General features: G+C 68.6%; 14 protein-coding genes. 11 read left to right on the top strand and 3 right to left on the bottom strand.

Translation table 11 applies throughout. The features are described from left to right. Positions 1-77 precede the first annotated feature (77 nt). From ACVOKU_RS04690 to ACVOKU_RS04680, 3 genes are read left to right on the top strand one after another with little or no spacing between them, the layout of a single operon-like run. Positions 78-1247: a TolC family protein gene (locus tag ACVOKU_RS04690; RefSeq protein ID WP_481559249.1), complete on the top strand. Its 1170-nt coding sequence runs from the start codon at positions 78-80 to the stop codon at positions 1245-1247. Continuing rightward, positions 1228-3393: a type I secretion system permease/ATPase gene (locus ACVOKU_RS04685; protein ID WP_481559248.1), complete on the top strand. Its 2166-nt coding sequence runs from the start codon at positions 1228-1230 to the stop codon at positions 3391-3393. The genes ACVOKU_RS04690 and ACVOKU_RS04685 overlap by 20 nt, the downstream gene beginning before the upstream one ends. After that, entirely contained in the window at positions 3386-4576 is a 1191-nt protein-coding gene (locus tag ACVOKU_RS04680) for a beta-barrel domain-containing protein (RefSeq protein WP_481559247.1), read from the top strand. Before ACVOKU_RS04685 ends, ACVOKU_RS04680 begins: the two co-directional genes overlap by 8 nt. Here ACVOKU_RS04680 and ACVOKU_RS04675 read toward each other — a convergent pair. Next, entirely contained in the window at positions 4557-5504 is a 948-nt protein-coding gene (locus ACVOKU_RS04675; protein WP_481559285.1) for a LysR family transcriptional regulator, read from the bottom strand. The genes ACVOKU_RS04680 and ACVOKU_RS04675 overlap by 20 nt on opposite strands. A 94-nt stretch (positions 5505-5598) precedes the next feature. Here ACVOKU_RS04675 and ACVOKU_RS04670 point away from each other — a divergent pair, with 94 nt between their 5' ends. Continuing rightward, positions 5599-6792: an MFS transporter gene (locus ACVOKU_RS04670; protein ID WP_481559246.1), complete on the top strand. Its 1194-nt coding sequence runs from the start codon at positions 5599-5601 to the stop codon at positions 6790-6792. A gap of 22 nt (positions 6793-6814) precedes the next feature. Here the strand turns inward: ACVOKU_RS04670 and ACVOKU_RS04665 are convergent, their stop codons facing one another. Together ACVOKU_RS04665 and ACVOKU_RS04660 are read right to left on the bottom strand one after the other, a co-directional pair. Continuing rightward, a complete protein-coding gene (locus ACVOKU_RS04665) occupies positions 6815-7468 on the bottom strand; it encodes a response regulator (protein ID WP_481559245.1) in 654 nt (217 codons plus the stop codon). Next, a complete protein-coding gene (locus ACVOKU_RS04660; protein ID WP_481559244.1) occupies positions 7461-10490 on the bottom strand; it encodes a sensor histidine kinase in 3030 nt (1009 codons plus the stop codon). The genes ACVOKU_RS04665 and ACVOKU_RS04660 overlap by 8 nt, the downstream gene beginning before the upstream one ends. 96 nt (positions 10491-10586) lie before the next feature. Here ACVOKU_RS04660 and ACVOKU_RS04655 point away from each other — a divergent pair, with 96 nt between their 5' ends. The 7 genes from ACVOKU_RS04655 to ACVOKU_RS04625 all read left to right on the top strand — a co-directional run bounded on the left by ACVOKU_RS04655 (position 10587) and on the right by ACVOKU_RS04625 (position 17358). Continuing rightward, on the top strand, positions 10587-10919 hold the full coding sequence (locus ACVOKU_RS04655; RefSeq protein ID WP_481559243.1) for a hypothetical protein: 333 nt from the start codon (positions 10587-10589) through the stop codon (positions 10917-10919). Between the two features lie 78 nt (positions 10920-10997). Beyond that, positions 10998-11414: a helix-turn-helix transcriptional regulator gene (locus ACVOKU_RS04650; RefSeq protein ID WP_065175261.1), complete on the top strand. Its 417-nt coding sequence runs from the start codon at positions 10998-11000 to the stop codon at positions 11412-11414. Then, positions 11411-12067: a hydrolase gene (locus ACVOKU_RS04645; RefSeq protein ID WP_262100526.1), complete on the top strand. Its 657-nt coding sequence runs from the start codon at positions 11411-11413 to the stop codon at positions 12065-12067. The genes ACVOKU_RS04650 and ACVOKU_RS04645 overlap by 4 nt, the downstream gene beginning before the upstream one ends. A gap of 2 nt (positions 12068-12069) precedes the next feature. After that, positions 12070-12489 (top strand): DoxX family protein, encoded by a 420-nt coding sequence (locus tag ACVOKU_RS04640; RefSeq protein WP_481559242.1) that lies wholly within the window; start codon positions 12070-12072, stop codon positions 12487-12489. Positions 12490-12608: 119 nt separating this feature from the next. Beyond that, positions 12609-14456, top strand: a complete 1848-nt coding sequence (locus ACVOKU_RS04635) for an amidohydrolase (RefSeq protein ID WP_481559284.1) — start codon at positions 12609-12611, stop codon at positions 14454-14456. Then, positions 14435-15718 carry an alginate export family protein gene (locus ACVOKU_RS04630; protein WP_481559241.1) on the top strand — a complete coding sequence of 428 codons (1284 nt, stop codon included), beginning with the start codon at positions 14435-14437 and terminating at the stop codon, positions 15716-15718. The genes ACVOKU_RS04635 and ACVOKU_RS04630 overlap by 22 nt, the downstream gene beginning before the upstream one ends. Next, the gene (locus tag ACVOKU_RS04625) at positions 15712-17358 is read left to right on the top strand and encodes an MFS transporter (RefSeq protein ID WP_481559240.1); all 1647 of its coding nucleotides are present in this window, start codon (positions 15712-15714) and stop codon (positions 17356-17358) included. The genes ACVOKU_RS04630 and ACVOKU_RS04625 overlap by 7 nt, the downstream gene beginning before the upstream one ends. Positions 17359-17461 lie beyond the last annotated feature (103 nt).

Here is a 17461-nt window from a genome sequence, read left to right as displayed (position 1 = left end):
GGGCGGGAGGAGCGTTCGCGCTCCTCCTGCTGTGCGGCCTGGCGGCGGGGGCCAGTGCGATGAGTGTGGAGCAGGCTGTGCAGACCGGACTGGCGATCCATCCCCGGGTGCGTGCGGCGCTGAGCGAAGCGGAACGGGCAGGCACCGACGTGAAAATCGCACGGGGGGGCTACTTTCCCGCACTGCAGGTCTCCGGCGGACCGCAGGCCGGACACATGTCCGAGATGGTGTACGACGTCACGCTGTCGCAGATGCTGTTCGACTGGGGCCGGACGCGCAGCCAGGTCGAGGCCGCCAGTGCGACCCAGCGCCGCTATCTGGCAGCGCTGGAGGTCGCCCGGGACGACGCAGCGCTGGATATCATCGAGACCTACCTGGACGTGCTGGTCGCCCGCGAAAGAGTGGTGGCCGTGCGTGACTTCCTGCAGCGGATCGAGGGCGTCCGCGGCATGGCCCGCGACCGCAGCGGCAGTGGCTACGCCGACCGCACCGAGCTGGATCGCGCGCAGCTGGAGTTCGCGCGCGGACAGGACCAGCTGGCGTTCGAGGAAGGCGCGTTGCGCGATGCCAACAACCAGCTGGCCCTGCTGCTGGGCCGGGACGCTGGCCCGCTGCAGGCGCCCGACCTGCCTGACGGAAGGCGGGCATGGCAGCATGACGGCCTGGATGCAGCGATCGAGGCCGCGCCGCTGCTGCGGGAATCGCGCGAGGATGCCGCTGCAGCCGAGGCGGAGCTGGCCGAATCACGCGCGGCATTGAAGCCACAGCTCAACGTGGAGGCATCGGCGCTGCGCCGCGAGATCGGCGGGCAGATGGAGAACGACGCGGTGGTTTCGCTGCGCCTGCGCATGGATGTTCTGCGCGGCTTCAGCAATTTCCAGCGGCCGGCGGCAGCCCGGCAGCGACTGGAGGCGGCGCAGTGGAGTGCCGACGCCACCCGTCGTGATCTGCGGCGCAAGATGCGCACCTTGTTCGACAACGCCGATGCGCTGGTACTGCGTGAGCAGGCGCTGCAGCAACAGGTGGAGGAGTCCACGCACGTCGGCGGTCTGTATCACGACCAGTTCCAGGTCGGACGCCGCGACATCATCGATCTGCTCAGCGTGCAGCGCGAGCGCATGGAGGCCGAACGCCAGCTGGCGACTCTGCGCATGGAGCGGGTCCGCATCGATTATCGCGCTGCCGCCCAGATCGGGCAGCTGGGTGAGCTGCTTGGAGGGAGGGCGCATGCAGACGCCGCGCATTGAATCGACCACCACCGGCAGCGGCAACACGCCGCGCGACCCGCTGCAGGATGGCCTGCTGCTGCTGTGCGAGCGGCTGGGCCGGCCACTGGGTGCTGCCGAGCTGGTTGACGGCATTGCTCTGGAGCAGGGGCGGCTGCCATTGCAGCGGGTGCCACGCGCGCTGCGGCGGGCGGACCTGAACGCGCGTGTGGAGGCCTTCGAGCTGACCGACATCGACGCCTATCTGCTGCCGGTCCTGCTGCTGCTGAACAATGGCAACACGCTGTTGTTGACGGCGATCACCGATGACCAGGCGCAGGTGGAGGTGCCACAGGCCGAGGGTGGCACACAGGCCATGCCGCTGCAGGCACTGCAGGCGCTGTACAGTGGTACGGCCGTGTTCGCCAAACCGCGCTTCCGCTCGGATGGCCGGGTCGGCGATTTCGCCGCGGGCCGGGGCGAGCACTGGTTCTACGGGCCACTGCGTCAGCTGTGGCGCTCCTATGTCGAGGTGGGGGCCGCCGCATTCGTGGCCAACCTGCTGGCCATCGCGACGGCGATCTTCGCCATGCAGGTCTATGACCGGGTGGTGCCGGTGGCAGCGTTCGACACGCTATGGGTGCTGGCCAGTGGCGTTGCCCTGGCGGTCATCATCGAAGGGGTGCTGCGCGTCCTGCGCGGGCAGCTGCTGCATGTGCTCGGCAAGCGCATGGACCTGCAGCTGGGAACGCTGCTGTTTGCCCGCGTGCTGGGTACCCGGATCAACGCCAAGCCGGCGTCGATGGGGGCATTCAGTACCCAGGTGCGCGAGTTTGAGGGCGTGCGTGATTTCTTCACCTCGTCCACCGCTGCGCTGCTCAGCGACCTGCCGTTCGTGTTCGTGTTCCTGCTGCTGATCGCGCTGATCGGTGGGCATGTGGTCTGGGTGCCGGTGGTGGCCTGTGTCCTGATGGTGCTGCCGGGCGTGCTCGCGCAGCGCCGGCTGGGTGAGCTGTCGCGGCAGAATCTGCGCGAAGGGGCGATGAAGAACAGCGTGCTGCTGGAGGCCTTTGAACACCTGGAATCAGTGAAGGCCACCCGTGCCGAAGGCCGCAGCCTGAAGCATTGGGAAAGCCTGACGGCGCAACTGGCGGGAACGGCGTTGAAGACAAGTACGCTCACCGCCAGCCTCAGCCATGGCGCGGCCGTAGTGCAGCAGCTTGCCTATGTGGGCGTGGTTGCCTTCGGTGTCTACCGCATCAATGACGGTGCGATGACGGTGGGCGCACTGGTGGCGTGCTCGATCCTGTCATCGCGGGCGATCGCGCCGCTGGCGCAGGTTGCGGCGGTGCTGGGGCGGTGGCAGCACACCCGCGTCGCCATGGAGGGGCTGGACCAGTTGATGGGCGCCGAGCAGGAGCGCCCACAGGGCGCCCGCTTCGTGCACCGGCCGCGCCTGCAGGGTGCCTACCAGCTGCACGATGTCCGCCTGGCGCTGGGCGAAGGGCCGTGGGTGGTCGACGTGCAGGCGCTGTCCATCGCACCTGGGCAGCGGGTGGCGCTGCTGGGCGGCAACGGTGCGGGCAAGTCCAGCCTGCTGCGCGTGCTGTCCGGACTGGTGACACCGCAGCAGGGACGCCTGTTGCTGGACGACGTGGCGTTGGCACAGATCGATCCCGGTGACCGCGCACGCAACATCGGCTATCTGCCGCAGGACGTGGCGCTGTTCCATGGCAGCCTGCGCGACAACCTCAATCTGGAAGGTGCCGCCTGGCGGGACGAGGAGCTGCTGGAGGCGCTGGATGCGGTGGGCATGGGGCCGTTCGTGCGCGGCAATCCGTTGGGGCTGGACCAGCTGGTGATGGGCAACGGCAGCCTGTCCGGTGGCCAGCGCCAGGCCATCGGCCTGGCCCGGGTGATCCTGCAGGATCCGCCTGTCGTGCTGCTGGATGAGCCCACTGCCGCCTTCGACCAGCAGAGCGAGACCCATGTCATCCAGTTCCTGCAGCGTTGGCTCGGCCAGCGCACGCTGGTACTGACCACCCACAAGCGCAGCATGCTGGCCCTCGTCGAGCGTGCCGTGGTGATGCGCAACGGCAGGATCATCATGGACGGCCCATTGGAGCAGGTGGTGCAGGGCAACCAGGTGCAGCCGATCGCCGCGGTCGCAGGGGGACATCATGGTTGAGCGGCAGAAGCGTTCGCAGCGCCTGCGGTGTGAGCTTGCCGATCCACTGCTGGCGTCCACTCATCCCGTATACCGGCCGCTGTTGTGGGTGCTGCTGGCGACGGTGGCCATCGCCGTGGGCTGGGCCGCGCTTGCGCAGCTGGACCAGGTGACCCGTGGCGAGGGCAGGGTGGTCCCGTACAGCCGCATGCAGAAGATCCAGAGCCTGGAGGGCGGCATCCTCGATCGCCTGCTGGTGAAGGAGGGAGATCTGGTCGAAGTGGGCCAGCCGCTGGTGCGGCTGGAGGAAACCCACTTCCGCACCAACTACGAGGAATCGGCCAACCAGTCGCAGGTGCTGCGGGCCGCAATCGCGCGACTGGATGCGGAGGTACTGGGCAAGGGTGCCATCGAGTTCCCGGACGACATTCCAGCCGGGAGCGCGCTGGCACGTTCGGAGCGGGAGCTGTACCAGTCCCGCCGTGCGACATTGCAGCAGAGTTCTGCAGCCATCGGCCAACAGCTGTCGATCGCGCGCGACCAGCTGAGGATCGTGCGGCCGCTGGTCGCGCGCAACGCCGTCAGCCAGATGGAAGAGTTGAAGCTGACCCAGGAAATCGCCACGTTGACCGGCAAGCTCAGCGAGCTGCGCAACACCTATTTCCAGGAAGCCTATACCGAACGCTCCAAGCTGAAGGCGGAGTTGTCCGCACTGGAGCCGATCGTGCACCAGCGGCAGGACCAGCTGCGGCGCACCGAGATCCTGTCGCCCGTGCGTGGGCGGGTCAACACGGTGCTGATCAATACCCGCGGTGGCGTGATTCCTCCCGGCGAGCCGATCATGGAGGTGATTCCGGTGGAGGAACGGCTGCTGGTGGAAGCCCGCGTCAAGCCGCGCGACGTCGCGTTCCTGGTGCCGGGCATGCCGGCCAAGGTCAAGATCACCGCCTATGACTACACCATCTACGGCGAACTCAGCGGCACCGTCGAGCAGATCAGTGCCGATACCATCGAGGAGGATACGCCGCGGGGCAAGGAATCGTTCTACCAGGTGCTGATCCGCACCGATGGCAGCCAGCTGCGGCGGCACGGCGAGGCCCTGCCGATCATTCCCGGCATGGTGGCGGATGTGGACATCCTGACCGGCAAGCGCAGCGTCCTGAACTACCTGCTGCGACCGTTGATCAAGGCGCGCTTGAACTGAGACCGGGAGTCGGCCGCATGCCATGCAGCTGCGGCAGGGCGGTCTTCATCGCATCGATGAAGGCGCGCAGCCGCGCCGGCTGCTGGCGCGCGGCAGGAAACACCACATGCACCGGCAGGGGTGGCGCTTCCCAGCCCGGCAACAACTGGACCAGGCGGCCGTGCGCCAGATCCTCGGCGACCAGCCAGGCCGATACCACCGCCGCACCCAGGCCCGCCCGCGCCGCCTGCTGGACCACGAACAGGTTGTCACTGAGCAGGCGCGGCGTGATCGACAGTGTGTGCAAACGCCCGCGCGCGTCGTGCAGCTGCAGGCGCTCGCGGTAGTAGGTGACAAGGGAGATCCAGGGCAACGCCTGCGCCTGTGCAGCGGTGGTCACCGCATCGGGATCGACCAGCGAAGGCGCGGCGACCACGATTCGTGGGACTTCGGCCAGCGGCAGCGCGACCATGCGTGGCTCGTCCACCGGGCCGACCCGCACCGCACAGTCCACGCCCTCGGCAATGAAGTCCGGGCGCCGGTCTTCGAGGATCCACTCCAGGCTCAACTGTGGATGCCGGGCGAGGAAGGCGAGCATGGTCGGCAGCAGCTGTGCCTGTCCAAATGCATGCGGCACCATCACCCGCAGGCGCCCACGCAGCACGTCGGGTTGTCCCTGCAGTTCGGCCTGGAGGGTTTCCCATTCCTCCACCACCCGCTGCGCGTGGCGCTGGCAGCGCATGCCCTCCTCGGTCAGCTGCAGGCCATGCGTGGACCGGTGCAGCAGTCGCAGGCCCAGCTGCCGTTCCAGCGCCTGCAGTCGGCGGCTCACGGTGGGCTGGGTGGTACCCAGCTGCGCGGCGGCGGCAGACAGGCTGCCGGCGTCGACGATGCGCAGGAAGGTGAGCAGCAGGTCGAGCCGGTCGGCGCCCGGGGCCATCTCCATCATACGCACCATGTATGAAAATTATTCATTTGATCCTACTACAGACGTGAAGCGAATAGGCGCAGGCTACGCCCATCCCCCCTGACTGGAGTTGCCGATGTCCACCCCCACGCTTTCCGTGACCGCCCCACCGGTCGTGGCACCTTCCACCTCCCTGGTACTGGCGATGGCGGCCGGTGCCGGGTTTTCGGTGGCATCGCTCTATTACAGCCAGCCGATGCTGGGACTGATCGCCCAGGACCTGTCCGCGGGCGAGCGCGCGGCAGGTCTGGTGCCGACCCTGACCCAGCTCGGCTATGCGCTGGGCATCCTGCTGCTGGCGCCCTTGGGGGATCGTTTCGACCGCCGGTCGCTGATCCTGCTGAAGTCCGCGCTGCTGTCGGTTGCACTCGCCGCAGCGGCCGGGGCGGGGCACCTGCCGGGCCTGCTGATGGCCAGCCTGCTGGTCGGGTTGATGGCAACGCTGGCCCAGGACATCGTGCCTGCCGCTGCGGCGCTGGCTCCGGATGCGCAACGCGGGCAGGTGGTCGGACGGGTGATGACCGGTCTGCTGCTGGGCATCCTGCTGTCGCGCGTGGTCAGCGGGATGGTGGCCGAGGCCTGGGGCTGGCGCACCCAGTTCGTACTGGCAGCCGTGTCCGTGGCGGCGATGGGGGCGGTGATGGCACGTGCACTGCCTCGCTTCGCACCCACCAGCACGTTGCGCTATCCGGCGCTGTTGGGCTCGTTGCTGTCGCTGTGGCGGGAGCAGCCGCAGCTGCGCCGGGCGGTGGCGAGCCAGTCGTTGCTGGCGGTGGGTTTCAGCGCGTTCTGGTCAACCCTGGCGCTGATGCTGCATGCGCGCCTGGGGCTGGGCAGTGCTGCCGCGGGCGCCTTCGGTATCGCCGGTGCGGCGGGCGCGCTGGCGGCGCCGTTCGCCGGTCGCTTCGCCGACAGGCTGGGCAGCCCCGCAGTGGCACGCCTGGCGATCATGGTGGCACTGCTGGGCTTTGCACTGCTGCTCGCCGAATCGTGGCTGCCCGCAGCGGCACTGCTGCCACTGCTGGTGGCCAGCGCACTGCTGTTCGATTTCGGCTTCCAGTCGGCCCTGGTGGCCCACCAGACACTGGTGTATGGCCTGGCGCCATCCGCACGCAGCCGCCTCAATGCAGTGCTGTTCACCGGCATGTTCATCGGCATGGCCGCCGGAGGGGCACTTGGCAGCCTGGCATTGGCGCAGTGGGGCTGGCTTGGGGTGGCGTGGCTGGCGACGATCTGCGCCGGTGGCAGCCTGCTGATCCGCCTGCGCTGAGCGGTCCACCCGGAGCCGCGCGTCAATCGTGGCCGCTGTCGTCCAGGCTGATGATGCCGCGGCGCAGGGCCTGGGTGACCGCATGGGTGCGGTCGCCGACGCCCAGCTTGTCCATCAGGCTCTTCATGTGCGCTTTCACCGTCTGCTCCGAGATCTGCATGCGTTCGCCGATACGCTTGTTCGAGAGGCCGCCGGCCACATGCCGCAGCACCTCGGTTTCGCGCGGCGAGAGCCGGTCTTCCACCACGTGCGCGGCGATGCTGGCGGCCACCGCGGGTGGAATAGGCGCACGGCGACCACCGGCCACCATGCGGATGGTGTCGATCAGTTCATGGCGCAGCATGTCCTTGAGCAGATAGGCGCTGGCACCGGCCTGCAGGGCGCGCACCGCGCGCACGTCGCCGCGGTAGGTGGTCAACACAATGATGCGGGCACGCGGGTCGAGCGCGCGGATCCGTACGATGGCCTCGACACCGTCCAGCCGGGGCATCTGCAGGTCCATCAGCACCACGTCCGGCTGCAGATGCTGGTACTGCGCGATGGCTTCTTCGCCGTCGGCAGCTTCGCCCAGCAGGCGCAGATCCGGCTGGGCGCCGAGCAGGGCCGCCAGGCCGTCGCGCAGCAGCGGGTGGTCATCGACCACCAGCACGCCGATGGGAGGGGAGAGATCAGTCATGGTCAGGTCTGCTCCAGGGCCAGCGCCAGCGCGACGGCCTTCGGTGATAGAGGCGGCGCGCGGGGACCGACAGCGCCACTTCGGTGCCCAGGCCGGGCCGCGTCCACAGCTTCAGCGCCGCGCCCAACCGCTGCGCGCGCTCGCGCATGCCCTGCAGCCCCCAGTGGCCGGCACCGGCATGGTCGTCGGCGATGCCGACGCCGTCATCGCGTACATGCAGCAGGAAGCAGCGGGCACCGTAGGACAGCTCGACCTCGATGGCGCTGGCCTGCGCATGCCGCAATGCATTGCGGATCGCCTCGCGGCCGATCAGGAACACTTCCTCGGCAGCATCCGGCTGCAGGCGGGGCGGGGTGCCTTCCACGGTCAGGCGCAGGGGGTTGGTGCCCTGGCCGGCATACTCGGCGTGCACATCGGCCAGGGCCGAGGCCAGCTCACGACCTGCGAAGGGACCGTCGCGCAGGGCGTTGACCCGTTCGCGGCCCTCGGCCAGATTGCGTTCGGCCAGCTGCATCGCCGATTCCAGCTGGCTGCGCACGGTTTCCGGCGTCTGTGGTGACTGGCTGATCGCGTGCAGGCGCAGGATCAGGCCCTGGCTGCCCTGCAGCAGCGTGTCATGCAGGTCACGTGCGATGCGCTCGCGTTCGCCGTTGCGCTCCTGCAGCCGGGCCCGGAACAGCGCGGCCAGCTGTCCGCTGCGGATCCGTACGGCCATCATCAGCACCGCCAGCACCAGCAGCGCGCACAGCAGCTTGAACCAGACGGTCTGCATGAAGGTCGGTGCGATGCGGAAGCTGCGATGCGCCGGCACCCGGCTCCAGATGCCGTCTTCGTTGGCAGCCTCCACCTCGAAGCGGTAGCTGCCGGGGGCCAGGTTGGTGTAGTAGGCGCGGGTACTGCTGCCGGCGTCCTGCCAGCCCTCGTCGACACCCGACAGCCGATAGCGGTAGCGGTTGCGCTCGGGCCGGGCCAGTGAAAGGGCCACGTAGTCGATCTGCAGCTGGGTGGTGCCGGCGGGCAGGCGCAGATCGTCACGCAATGGTTCGTGCACGTTTCCGTACAGCACATCGCCGATGCGGACGCTCGGCGCCATGCTGTTGACGTGCGTACGGGTCGTGTCCAGCCATGCCAGGCCCTGGTTGGTGGCCAGCCAGAGCAGCCCGTCACCGGCCAGCACCGCCGTGGAGATCGGACCGCTCTGCAGGGCGACCCCCGGCATGCCGTCCACGGCATCGAACAGGCGCGGCGTCACCGGCAGGCCGGCGCGCAGCGCATGCCGCAGATGCGCGCTGTCCAGGCGCACCAGGCCGCGGCTGCCGTTGAGCCAGAGCCGGCCCTGTGCATCGGCCACCATGCCGGTGATGCCTTCAAGCACACCCGCAAGATCAGTGCGTACCGGCATGAAACGTCCGCCGCCCAGGCGTGCGGCCAGGCCCGATTCTCCGGCGACCAGCAACAGATCGCGCTGCTGCAGCAGGGCAGTCACCGGCCCCACCGACAGCCCTTGCGCGGCACCGAAGGTCTCGATCGTGCGATCACCCAGATGGCGCAGGCGGCCATCGGCATAACCCAGCAGCAGCTGGCCGTTTTCGTCCAATGCCAGGGAGGAACAGGCCTGCTCGGGCAGGCGCGTTTCGCGCTGCCAGCGGCCCTGCGTGTAATGCAGCACGCCGCGCTCGCCGGTACAGACCCAGGCCTGCTCGTCATCGGGAAACAGCAGCGCGTGCAGTGGCTGGCCGGTGAACGGCGCCGGCAGTGCGATCCGTGTGGTCCGGCCGTCACGCGTGCGCGCGAGATTGACCCAGTCGAACTGCCAGATCGGCGAGGGCGCGCCGCGTGCAGCGGCTTTCAGTTGCGCGCCACTGCCGTCGAGCAGCTCCCGGCGCAGGTCATAAGGCGCCAGATCCTCGCCGTAGCCATACACGCGGCCATCGCTGGCACGGACCAGCGAGCGATACGGATCGGCAGGACCGGCCGACAGCGTCCTCACGCTGCGCGCGCGGAAGCGGTTGAGGCCGAGATTGGTGCCGACCCAGATATTGCCTTCGCGGTCGGCCATGATCGGCACGGCCGACGTTGCGGTCAGGCCATCCGGTGAATCGAAACGTTCCATGCGTACGGCACGCTTGCCATCGAACGTGACCCTGGCGACCCCACCGTGCGGGCTCATCGTCGCCCACAGCGCGCCATCAGCGGTGAACTGCAGCCGCGCAGCGACCAGCTCCGGCAGGCGGCGTGCCTCGCGCTCGTGCTGTGGCAGCACACCCTCCGCGTTGGCCAGCGGCGAGGTGCCGCGCACGCGGTCGGCCAACCACACCTCACCCAGCGGGCTCTCCACCAACGTGGCCATCTGCGAGACAGCGATGCCGGTGTCCTCGAAGCGGACGGCACCCGGCGCGCGTTTCCAGATCTTCAGGTCGGCCAGCACCCAGAAGGTATTGCGGCTGTCCTGCAGGACCCACTGCACGCGCCGCTCGGGCAGGCCTGCGCTGGCCGGTGGCGGTCGCCAGCGCTTGCCGTCGAACCAGCGCAGCCCGCCGTTGATGGCGGCCCAGCGGCGCCCCTGCTGGTCGCGGCTGAAGCGCGGCACCACCCCGACCGGAACCCCTTCCGCGCGCCCGAAGTTGCGCAGCCGGCCATTGGCGAACTGGCTGATGCCCGCCTGGAAATAGCCGATCCACAGCGCATCGCCATCGCCCGGCACCACGGTGACCATGTTGGTGGAGGGAAATCGGCTGCCGGGCGGTGCGGGCTGCCGCTCGAAGCGACGCCCGTCGAAGCGGTACAACCCGGAGCCGGTCGCCAGCCAGAGCAGGCCGTCGCGATCCTGGGCGATGTCCCAGATGTCGCCGGGTGCGCCCTGGCCCACCCGCCAGGCGGTGTGCTCGTAGCCGGGCAGCCCGCTGCTCACTGCCGGGCGCTGCACGGCGTGGGCAGGCAGGGCGATGCACAGCAGCAGGCACATCAGCAACGCCGTCAGGCGGCGCAGGGAAGGGAAGGGGCGGCCATGCATGCAGCGCATTCTCGCAGGTGCGGGGCAGTGCAGGGTGACCCGAACGGGGTAGGCGCCTGCCGCGGCGCTCGGCTATCACGCCGGCATGGACCGCGGAGATTCTCCATGCAGCGCCTGTTCGTGATGTTCCCTGACCGCGGTCCCGGCGCCGGCCTGTTGTGGCTGCGGCTGTGCGTGGTCGCAGCGCTGTGCGTGCGCCCGTCCGACGCGGGCTGGCTGACGGCCGCCTGCCTGCTGGTTGCCCTGTCGCTGCTGCTGGGAGTGCTGACGCCGCTGTCTGCGCTGCTGGCCGTGCCGTGCCTGCTTTGGCAGAACGTGCCGTGTGCCCTGGCGTTGCTGCCGCTGGCCCTGCTGGCACTCGGACCGGGTGCCTATTCGCTGGACGCGCGGCTGTTCGGACGACGTGTGCTGGAGCGACGGTCTCCCCCATTCGGGTAGGTGCTGCCCTCGTCCGTCGGGGGTAGGGCATCGTGCCGGCGCCCCGCACCATGGGGCACCCCGTCGTGGCATCCCTCCATGGCTACCGTATCCCGCCCTGTTCCGACCGTCGCGGCGCTGCCGCCCCGACAGGCTGCCGCTCTACAGCGTGCGCTGCATTACATCGATGAACATCTGTCACAGCCGATGCGGGTCACCGAGCTGGCTGACGCGGCCTGCGTGAGCCGCTTCCATCTGGTGCGGCTGTTCCGCACCGGAACCGGTGCGAGCCCGCTGCGCTACGTGCGCCGCCGCCGTATCGAGCGTGCCCGCCAGCTGCTGCCCGTCGTGCAACTGCCGATGTCCTGCCTGGCGCAGCAGCTGGGCTTCTTCGACCAGAGCCATTTCGTCCGCAGCTTCCGCGCGGAGACCGGCTGCAGCCCCGGCCAGTACCTGGCTGGAGATGCAGCCCTGTCCCTTCCCCCTGCCCTTGTTCGCAACGGAGTCCATCCATGAGCCTCGCTACCGCAATTCCTGCCAAAGGCCTGCTATCGCCCACCGATCACGCACTGGTCCTGATCGATTTCCAGTCGCAGATGGCATTTGCAACCCACACGATCGACATCTCGGCGCTGCGCAACAACGTCGCGCTGATCAGCAAGGGCGCGCAGGGTTTCAATGTGCCCGTGGTGCTGACCACGGTCGCGGAGACCTCGTTCTCCGGCCCGATGTTTCCGGAGCTGCCGGTGATCTTCCCCGGGCAGAAGGTGTTCGATCGCACCTCCATGAACACCTGGGAAGACCCGCCGGTGATCGATGAGATCAACCGCATCGGCAGGCGTCGCCTGGTGATGGCCGGGCTGTGGACCAGCGTGTGCATCGTGGGGCCTGCGCTGTCAGCGCTGGAGCAGGGTTTCCAGGTGTACGTGATCACCGACGCCTGCGGCGATGTCAGCGTGGAAGCACACGAGCGCGCGGTCGCCCGCATGGTGCAGGCCGGTGCGGTGCCGATGACCAGCGTGCAGTACCTGCTGGAGCTGCAGCGCGACTGGGCGCGCGGCGAGACCTATGGCCTGACCACCGGCATCGCCCGCGATCACGCGGGCGGTTACGGCATCGGCATCCAGTACGCCAAGACCATGTTCGGCGCCCAGGAAGGCGGGCACTGACCATGGACCCGGGGCTCGACCTGGCGCTGCTGATCCTGCGCGTGGCGGCGGGCGGCTTCCTGCTGCCCCACGCGCTGGGCAAGCTGTTCGGCTGGTTCGGTGGCCCTGGCCTGGACGGCTTTGCGGCCGAACTGCGTGGCTTCGGCCTGCCGTCGGCGGCGCCTCTGCCATTGCTGCTGGCCGGGCTGCAGGTGCTGTCCGGAATGGCCGTACTGCTGGGCTGGCAGACACGCATCGCTGCGCTGGCCGCAGCGGCGTTCATCGGCTTCACCGTGCTGCTGGCCGTGCCCAAGGGCTGGTTCTGGATGCGCGCCGGCGCCGAGTACCCCCTGATGTGGACCCTCGTCCTGCTGGCCATCGCGCTGGCCGGGCCGGGAGCCTGGGCGCTGGACAGCCCCGTATTTCCCGGAGACATCGCATGAACCACGAGCCACTCGATCCCGGCCGCCGCAGCGTCGTGCTGGGCACCGGCGCTGCCGTGGCGCTGGGCCTTGCCGGACAGGCCGGCGCCGCCCTCGATTCCACCCCCAAGGAGCGCCGCATGCACACACTGGTCATCCGCAACGCCCGCATCACCACGCTCGATCCACACCGTCCGCATGCGCAGGCGCTGGCCGTACAGGAAGGGCGCATCGTCGCCGTAGGCAGCGATGAAGAGATCATGCGTGGCTGGGGAAACGAAGCCACGCTCATCGACGCACAGGGCAGGCGACTGGTGCCCGGCCTCAACGACAGCCACACCCACCTCATCCGCGGTGGCCTGAACTACAACCTGGAGCTGCGCTGGGACGGGCTGCGTTCGCTGGCCGATGCAATGGCGATGCTCAAGGTACAGGTCGATCGCACCCCGGCGCCGCAATGGGTACGCGTGGTGGGGGGCTTCACCGCCGCGCAGTTCCACGAGAAGCGCCTGCCGACCCTGCAGGAGCTCAACCAGATCGCACCGGATACGCCGGTGTTCCTGCTGCACCTGTATGACCGCGCGCTGCTCAACGGCGCGGCACTGCGTGCATGCGGCTATACCCGCGAAACGCCGGACCCGCCCGGTGGCCAGATCGTGCGCGATTCGCTGGGCAATCCCACCGGCCTGCTGCTGGCCAAGCCCAATGCGTTGATTCTGTATGCGACGCTGGCCAAGGGGCCACGCCTGCCGGTCGAGTACCAGGCCAACTCCACCCGTCACTTCATGCGCGAGTTGAACCGGCTCGGCATCACCTCGGTGATCGATGCCGGGGGAGGCTTCCAGAACTATCCGGAGGACTACCAGGTCATCGAGCAGCTGCACCGCGACGACCAGCTGACCGTGCGTATCGCCTACAACCTGTTCACGCAGAACAAGGGCAAGGAAGTGGATGACTTCCGTGGCTGGAGTGAGATCCTGCAGCCCCGCCAGGGCGATGATCTGCTGCGCCACAACGGTGCCGGCGAGATGCTGGTGTTCTCGGCAGCGGACTTCGAGCTGTTCAGCGAACCACGCCCCGAGCTGCCGCCGGAGCTGGAGCCGGAGCTGCATGATGTGGTGAAGCTGCTGGTGCAGAAGCGCTGGCCGTTCCGCATCCACGCGACCTATGACGAGAGCATCGGCCGCATCCTCGATGTCTATGAGCAGGTCAACCGCGAAGTGCCTTTCGATGGACTGCACTGGTTCATCGATCACGCCGAGACCATCACCCCGCGCAATATCGAGCGGATCCGGGCACTGGGTGGAGGCATTGCGGTACAGCACCGCATGGCCTACCAGGGCGAAGCGTTCGTCGAACGCTATGGCGTGCAGGCGGCACGGCATACGCCGCCGGTGAAGCGGATGCTGGCCGAAGGCGTGCCGGTCGGCGCCGGCACCGACGCCACCCGCGTGGCCAGCTACAACCCCTGGGTCGCGCTGTCGTGGCTGGTCACCGGGCGTACCGTCGGCGGCCTGGCGCTGTATGGGGAGGAGAACCTGCTGGAGCGCGAGCAGGCCTTGCGCCTGTGGACGCAGGGCAGCGCATGGTTCTCCGGCGATGAAGCGGTGAAGGGCACATTGAAGGAAGGCCAGCTGGCCGATTTCATCCTGCTCTCGGCCGATTTCTTCCGCGTCGAAGATGCCCGCATCGCCGATATCACCAGCCTGCTTACCGTGGTCGGTGGCCGCATCGTGCATGCCGACGAAGACTATGCCGGACTGGCGCCGCAGCTGCCGCCGGCGATGCCGGACTGGTCGCCGGTCAACCGGTTCGGGGGGTATCACGTGGGCGGCGCGGCCACCGGCCTGGCGATGGCGCATCACCATCACCCTGGTGCGGCCTGCAGGACCCACGGTGCACACGACCATGCCGCGCGCCACGCAGCACCCAGCAATGATCTGACCGCATTCTGGGGTGCGATGGGATGCTCGTGCTTCGCATTCTGAGCCTCGCCCTGCTGGCCGCGCCGTCCCTTGCGCTTGCCTGCGAGGGCGGCTACTGCAGCGATGCCGCTGATGGCACGCTGCAGTGGGATGCCTCGATGCGTCTGCGCGGCATGTACTACGACCCGACCCGCTTCGGTATCGGCGGCGGCGAGGATGGCTACGGCCTGCTTCGCGCATTGGCGTCGGCCACCTACAGTGAACGCGACTGGAAGGCGATGCTGCAGCTGGGCGTGCACGGCGAGCGTGGGAGGGCCGGCGGACCTGGCAGGACCGATCGGGGTGCGCTGGACGTGCAGCAGGCGTACTGGCGCTGGCAGCGCGGCGGCCTGCATGTGCAGCTCGGGCGGCAGGAGGCGGGCCATGGCAGCTCGCGCCTGCTGTCGGTGCGCGACGGGCCGAACATCCGCCTGGCCTTCGATGGTGCCAGGGTGGGATGGCAGGGCGGACTGGGCGTGCTGGAACTGATGGCACTGCGTCCGGTGGAGAACCGGCCGGGTGCGTTCGATGACCGTGGCGAACGCGGTGCACACCTGTGGGGCGCCTATGCAACCACGGCGCCAGGCCAGGGTCCGGGCCAGTGGGACCTGTATCTGCTGGACTATCGCCGGGAAGACGCCCGCTTCGCGGCAGGTGCCGGCATCGAGCGCCGGCAGACCCTCGGGGCGCGCTGGTTCGGCCAGGCCGGATCGTTGGACTGGAACAGCGAGCTGGTCGTGCAGGGCGGTGAGCTGCGGACCACCCGCCAGCAGCTTGATATCCGTGCGTGGACGCTGGCCACCGATACCGGTTGGCGTTGGCCGCAACTGCCCTTGCAGCCACGGTTGGGACTGAAGGCCGACATCGCCAGTGGTGATGGCCGCCCGAACGACGCCCGGCTGGGCACCTTCAATGCCCTGTTCCCGAAATCGGCCTACTTCAGCGAAGCCAGCCTGCTGGCGCCGGCGAACCTGATGGACCTGCAGCCAACCCTGACCCTGCGGCTGCATGAATCCGTCACCACTGAACTGGGCATGCAGATGGCCTGGAAGCATCGCCGCGCCGATGCGGTGTACACGACGCCCGCACCGCTGGTGGCGCTGCCTGGCAGTGCCGGTGGCGCGCGCAGGATCGGCCGGCAGTACAAATCCGAAACCCGCTGGCAGGCCAGTGCACACTGGCAGTGGCAGCTGCAGCTGGCCTGGGTCGATGCCGGTCCTGCGCTGACGCAGGCCGGTGGCCAGGACACGTTGTTCGCCTCGATCGTTGGAGCATGGCAATGGTGAATGCACGCACATCGCAACCTCCCGCACCGGCCGCAGGTGCCTGGTCCCCGCTGAAGATCCGGATGTTCCGCTCGATCTGGCTGGCGATCCTGGCCAGCAACATCGGTACGTGGGTAAACGACGTGGCCGCGGCCTGGGTGATGGCCGAACGCACCGGATCACCGCTGATGGTGGCCCTCGTGCAGTCAGCTACAACCGTACCGATCGTGCTGCTCGCACTGGCCGCAGGAACCCTGGCCGACATCGTCGATCGCCGCACGTACCTGCTGGCCACCCAGGGATGGATGCTGGCAGTGGCGGCCTTGATGGCGGTGCTGACCTCGCTCGGCATGCTGACGCCACAGCTGCTGGTGCTGCTCACGTTCTGCATGGGATGTGGCGCGGCGATGGCGATGCCGGCGCAGGCGGCGATCGTCTCCGAGCTGGTGCCGCAGCCGATGCTGCCGTCGGCAGTGGCGCTCAATTCGATCGGCATCAACATCGCCCGTTCAATCGGGCCTGCTGTCGGTGGCCTGATCGTCGCCCAGCTGGGAGCTGTGTGGGCCTTCGGCTTCAATGCCATCACCTTCGGTGCGATGCTGTTCGTGGTCTGGGGCTGGAAGCGTGACCCGAAGGCATCGAGCCTGCCGCCGGAAGGCTTCGGTGCCGGACTGAAGGCCGGACTGCGCTATGCCAGCCGCGCGGGGCGTCTGCAGGCGGTGCTGATCAAATCGGTCGGGTTCTTCTTCTTCGCTGCCGCGATGAACGCATTGTTGCCGGTGGTGGTGCGAGGGCAGATGCAGGGCGGTGCAGGGCAGTACGGCATGCTGCTGGGCTGCATCGGCATCGGCGCGGTTGCCGGGGCGCTGCTGCTGCCGAGGTTGCGCGCACAGCTGGACCGCGATCTGCTGGTGTTGCTGGCGACGCTGGCGCTGGCACTGAGCCTGGTTGGACTGGCGCTGACCCGCAGCTGGTACCTGCTGCCGGTGGTGATGCTGGTGAACGGTTTTGCCTGGATCACGGTGCTGTCCTCGTTGCAGATCGCCGCACAGACGGCGGTTCCGGCGTGGGTGAGGGCGCGAGCGCTGGCGCTGTACATCATGGTGTTCTCGGCAGGCATGGCCGCCGGCGGCCTATGCTGGGGCGCGCTGGCGCAGCGAACATCGCCGGAACTGGCGCTGCTGGTTGCGGCAGCAGGCGCGGTCATCGGCGGGCTGCTGGTGTGGAGGGTGCGTATCGCTGGCACCGAAGATCTCAACCTGCGCCCGGCGGGTCATTGGCCGGCGCCGGAACTGTCGGTGCCGGTCTCCAACGATCGCGGGCCGGTGCTGGTGACGATCGAATACCGCATCGATGCCGCCGACCGTGCATCGTTCCAGGCGCAGATGCGCGCGCTGGGCACGATCCGGCGCCGCGACGGTGCGGTGGTGTGGGGCGTGGTCGAAGATGTGGCCAGCCCGGGCATCCATCTGGAGTATTTCGTGACCCCGTCCTGGCTGGAGCACCTGCGCCAGCACGAACGCATCACGGCCGACGACAAGGCGATCCAGGAAGTGCTGCGTGCCCTGCACCGTGGTGAACGCGCGCCGGTGGTGCGTCACTTTGTGGGTGGTCACGATCCGCTGCCTGCCGCCGTGCCTCATCACCACAGCGATATCTGACCGGTAGCGCCGGGCCATGCCCGGCGGATGCTGGATACGTTCGCCGGGCATGGCCCCGCGTGACCCCGCAGGAGCGGCGGCGCAGTGGGGCGCCGCCGCGGGA

The organism is Stenotrophomonas sp. STEN147 (assembly GCF_056757995.1).
Note: the sequence above shows the minus strand (reverse complement) of the source record. Positions and strands in the feature narration are given on the sequence as shown.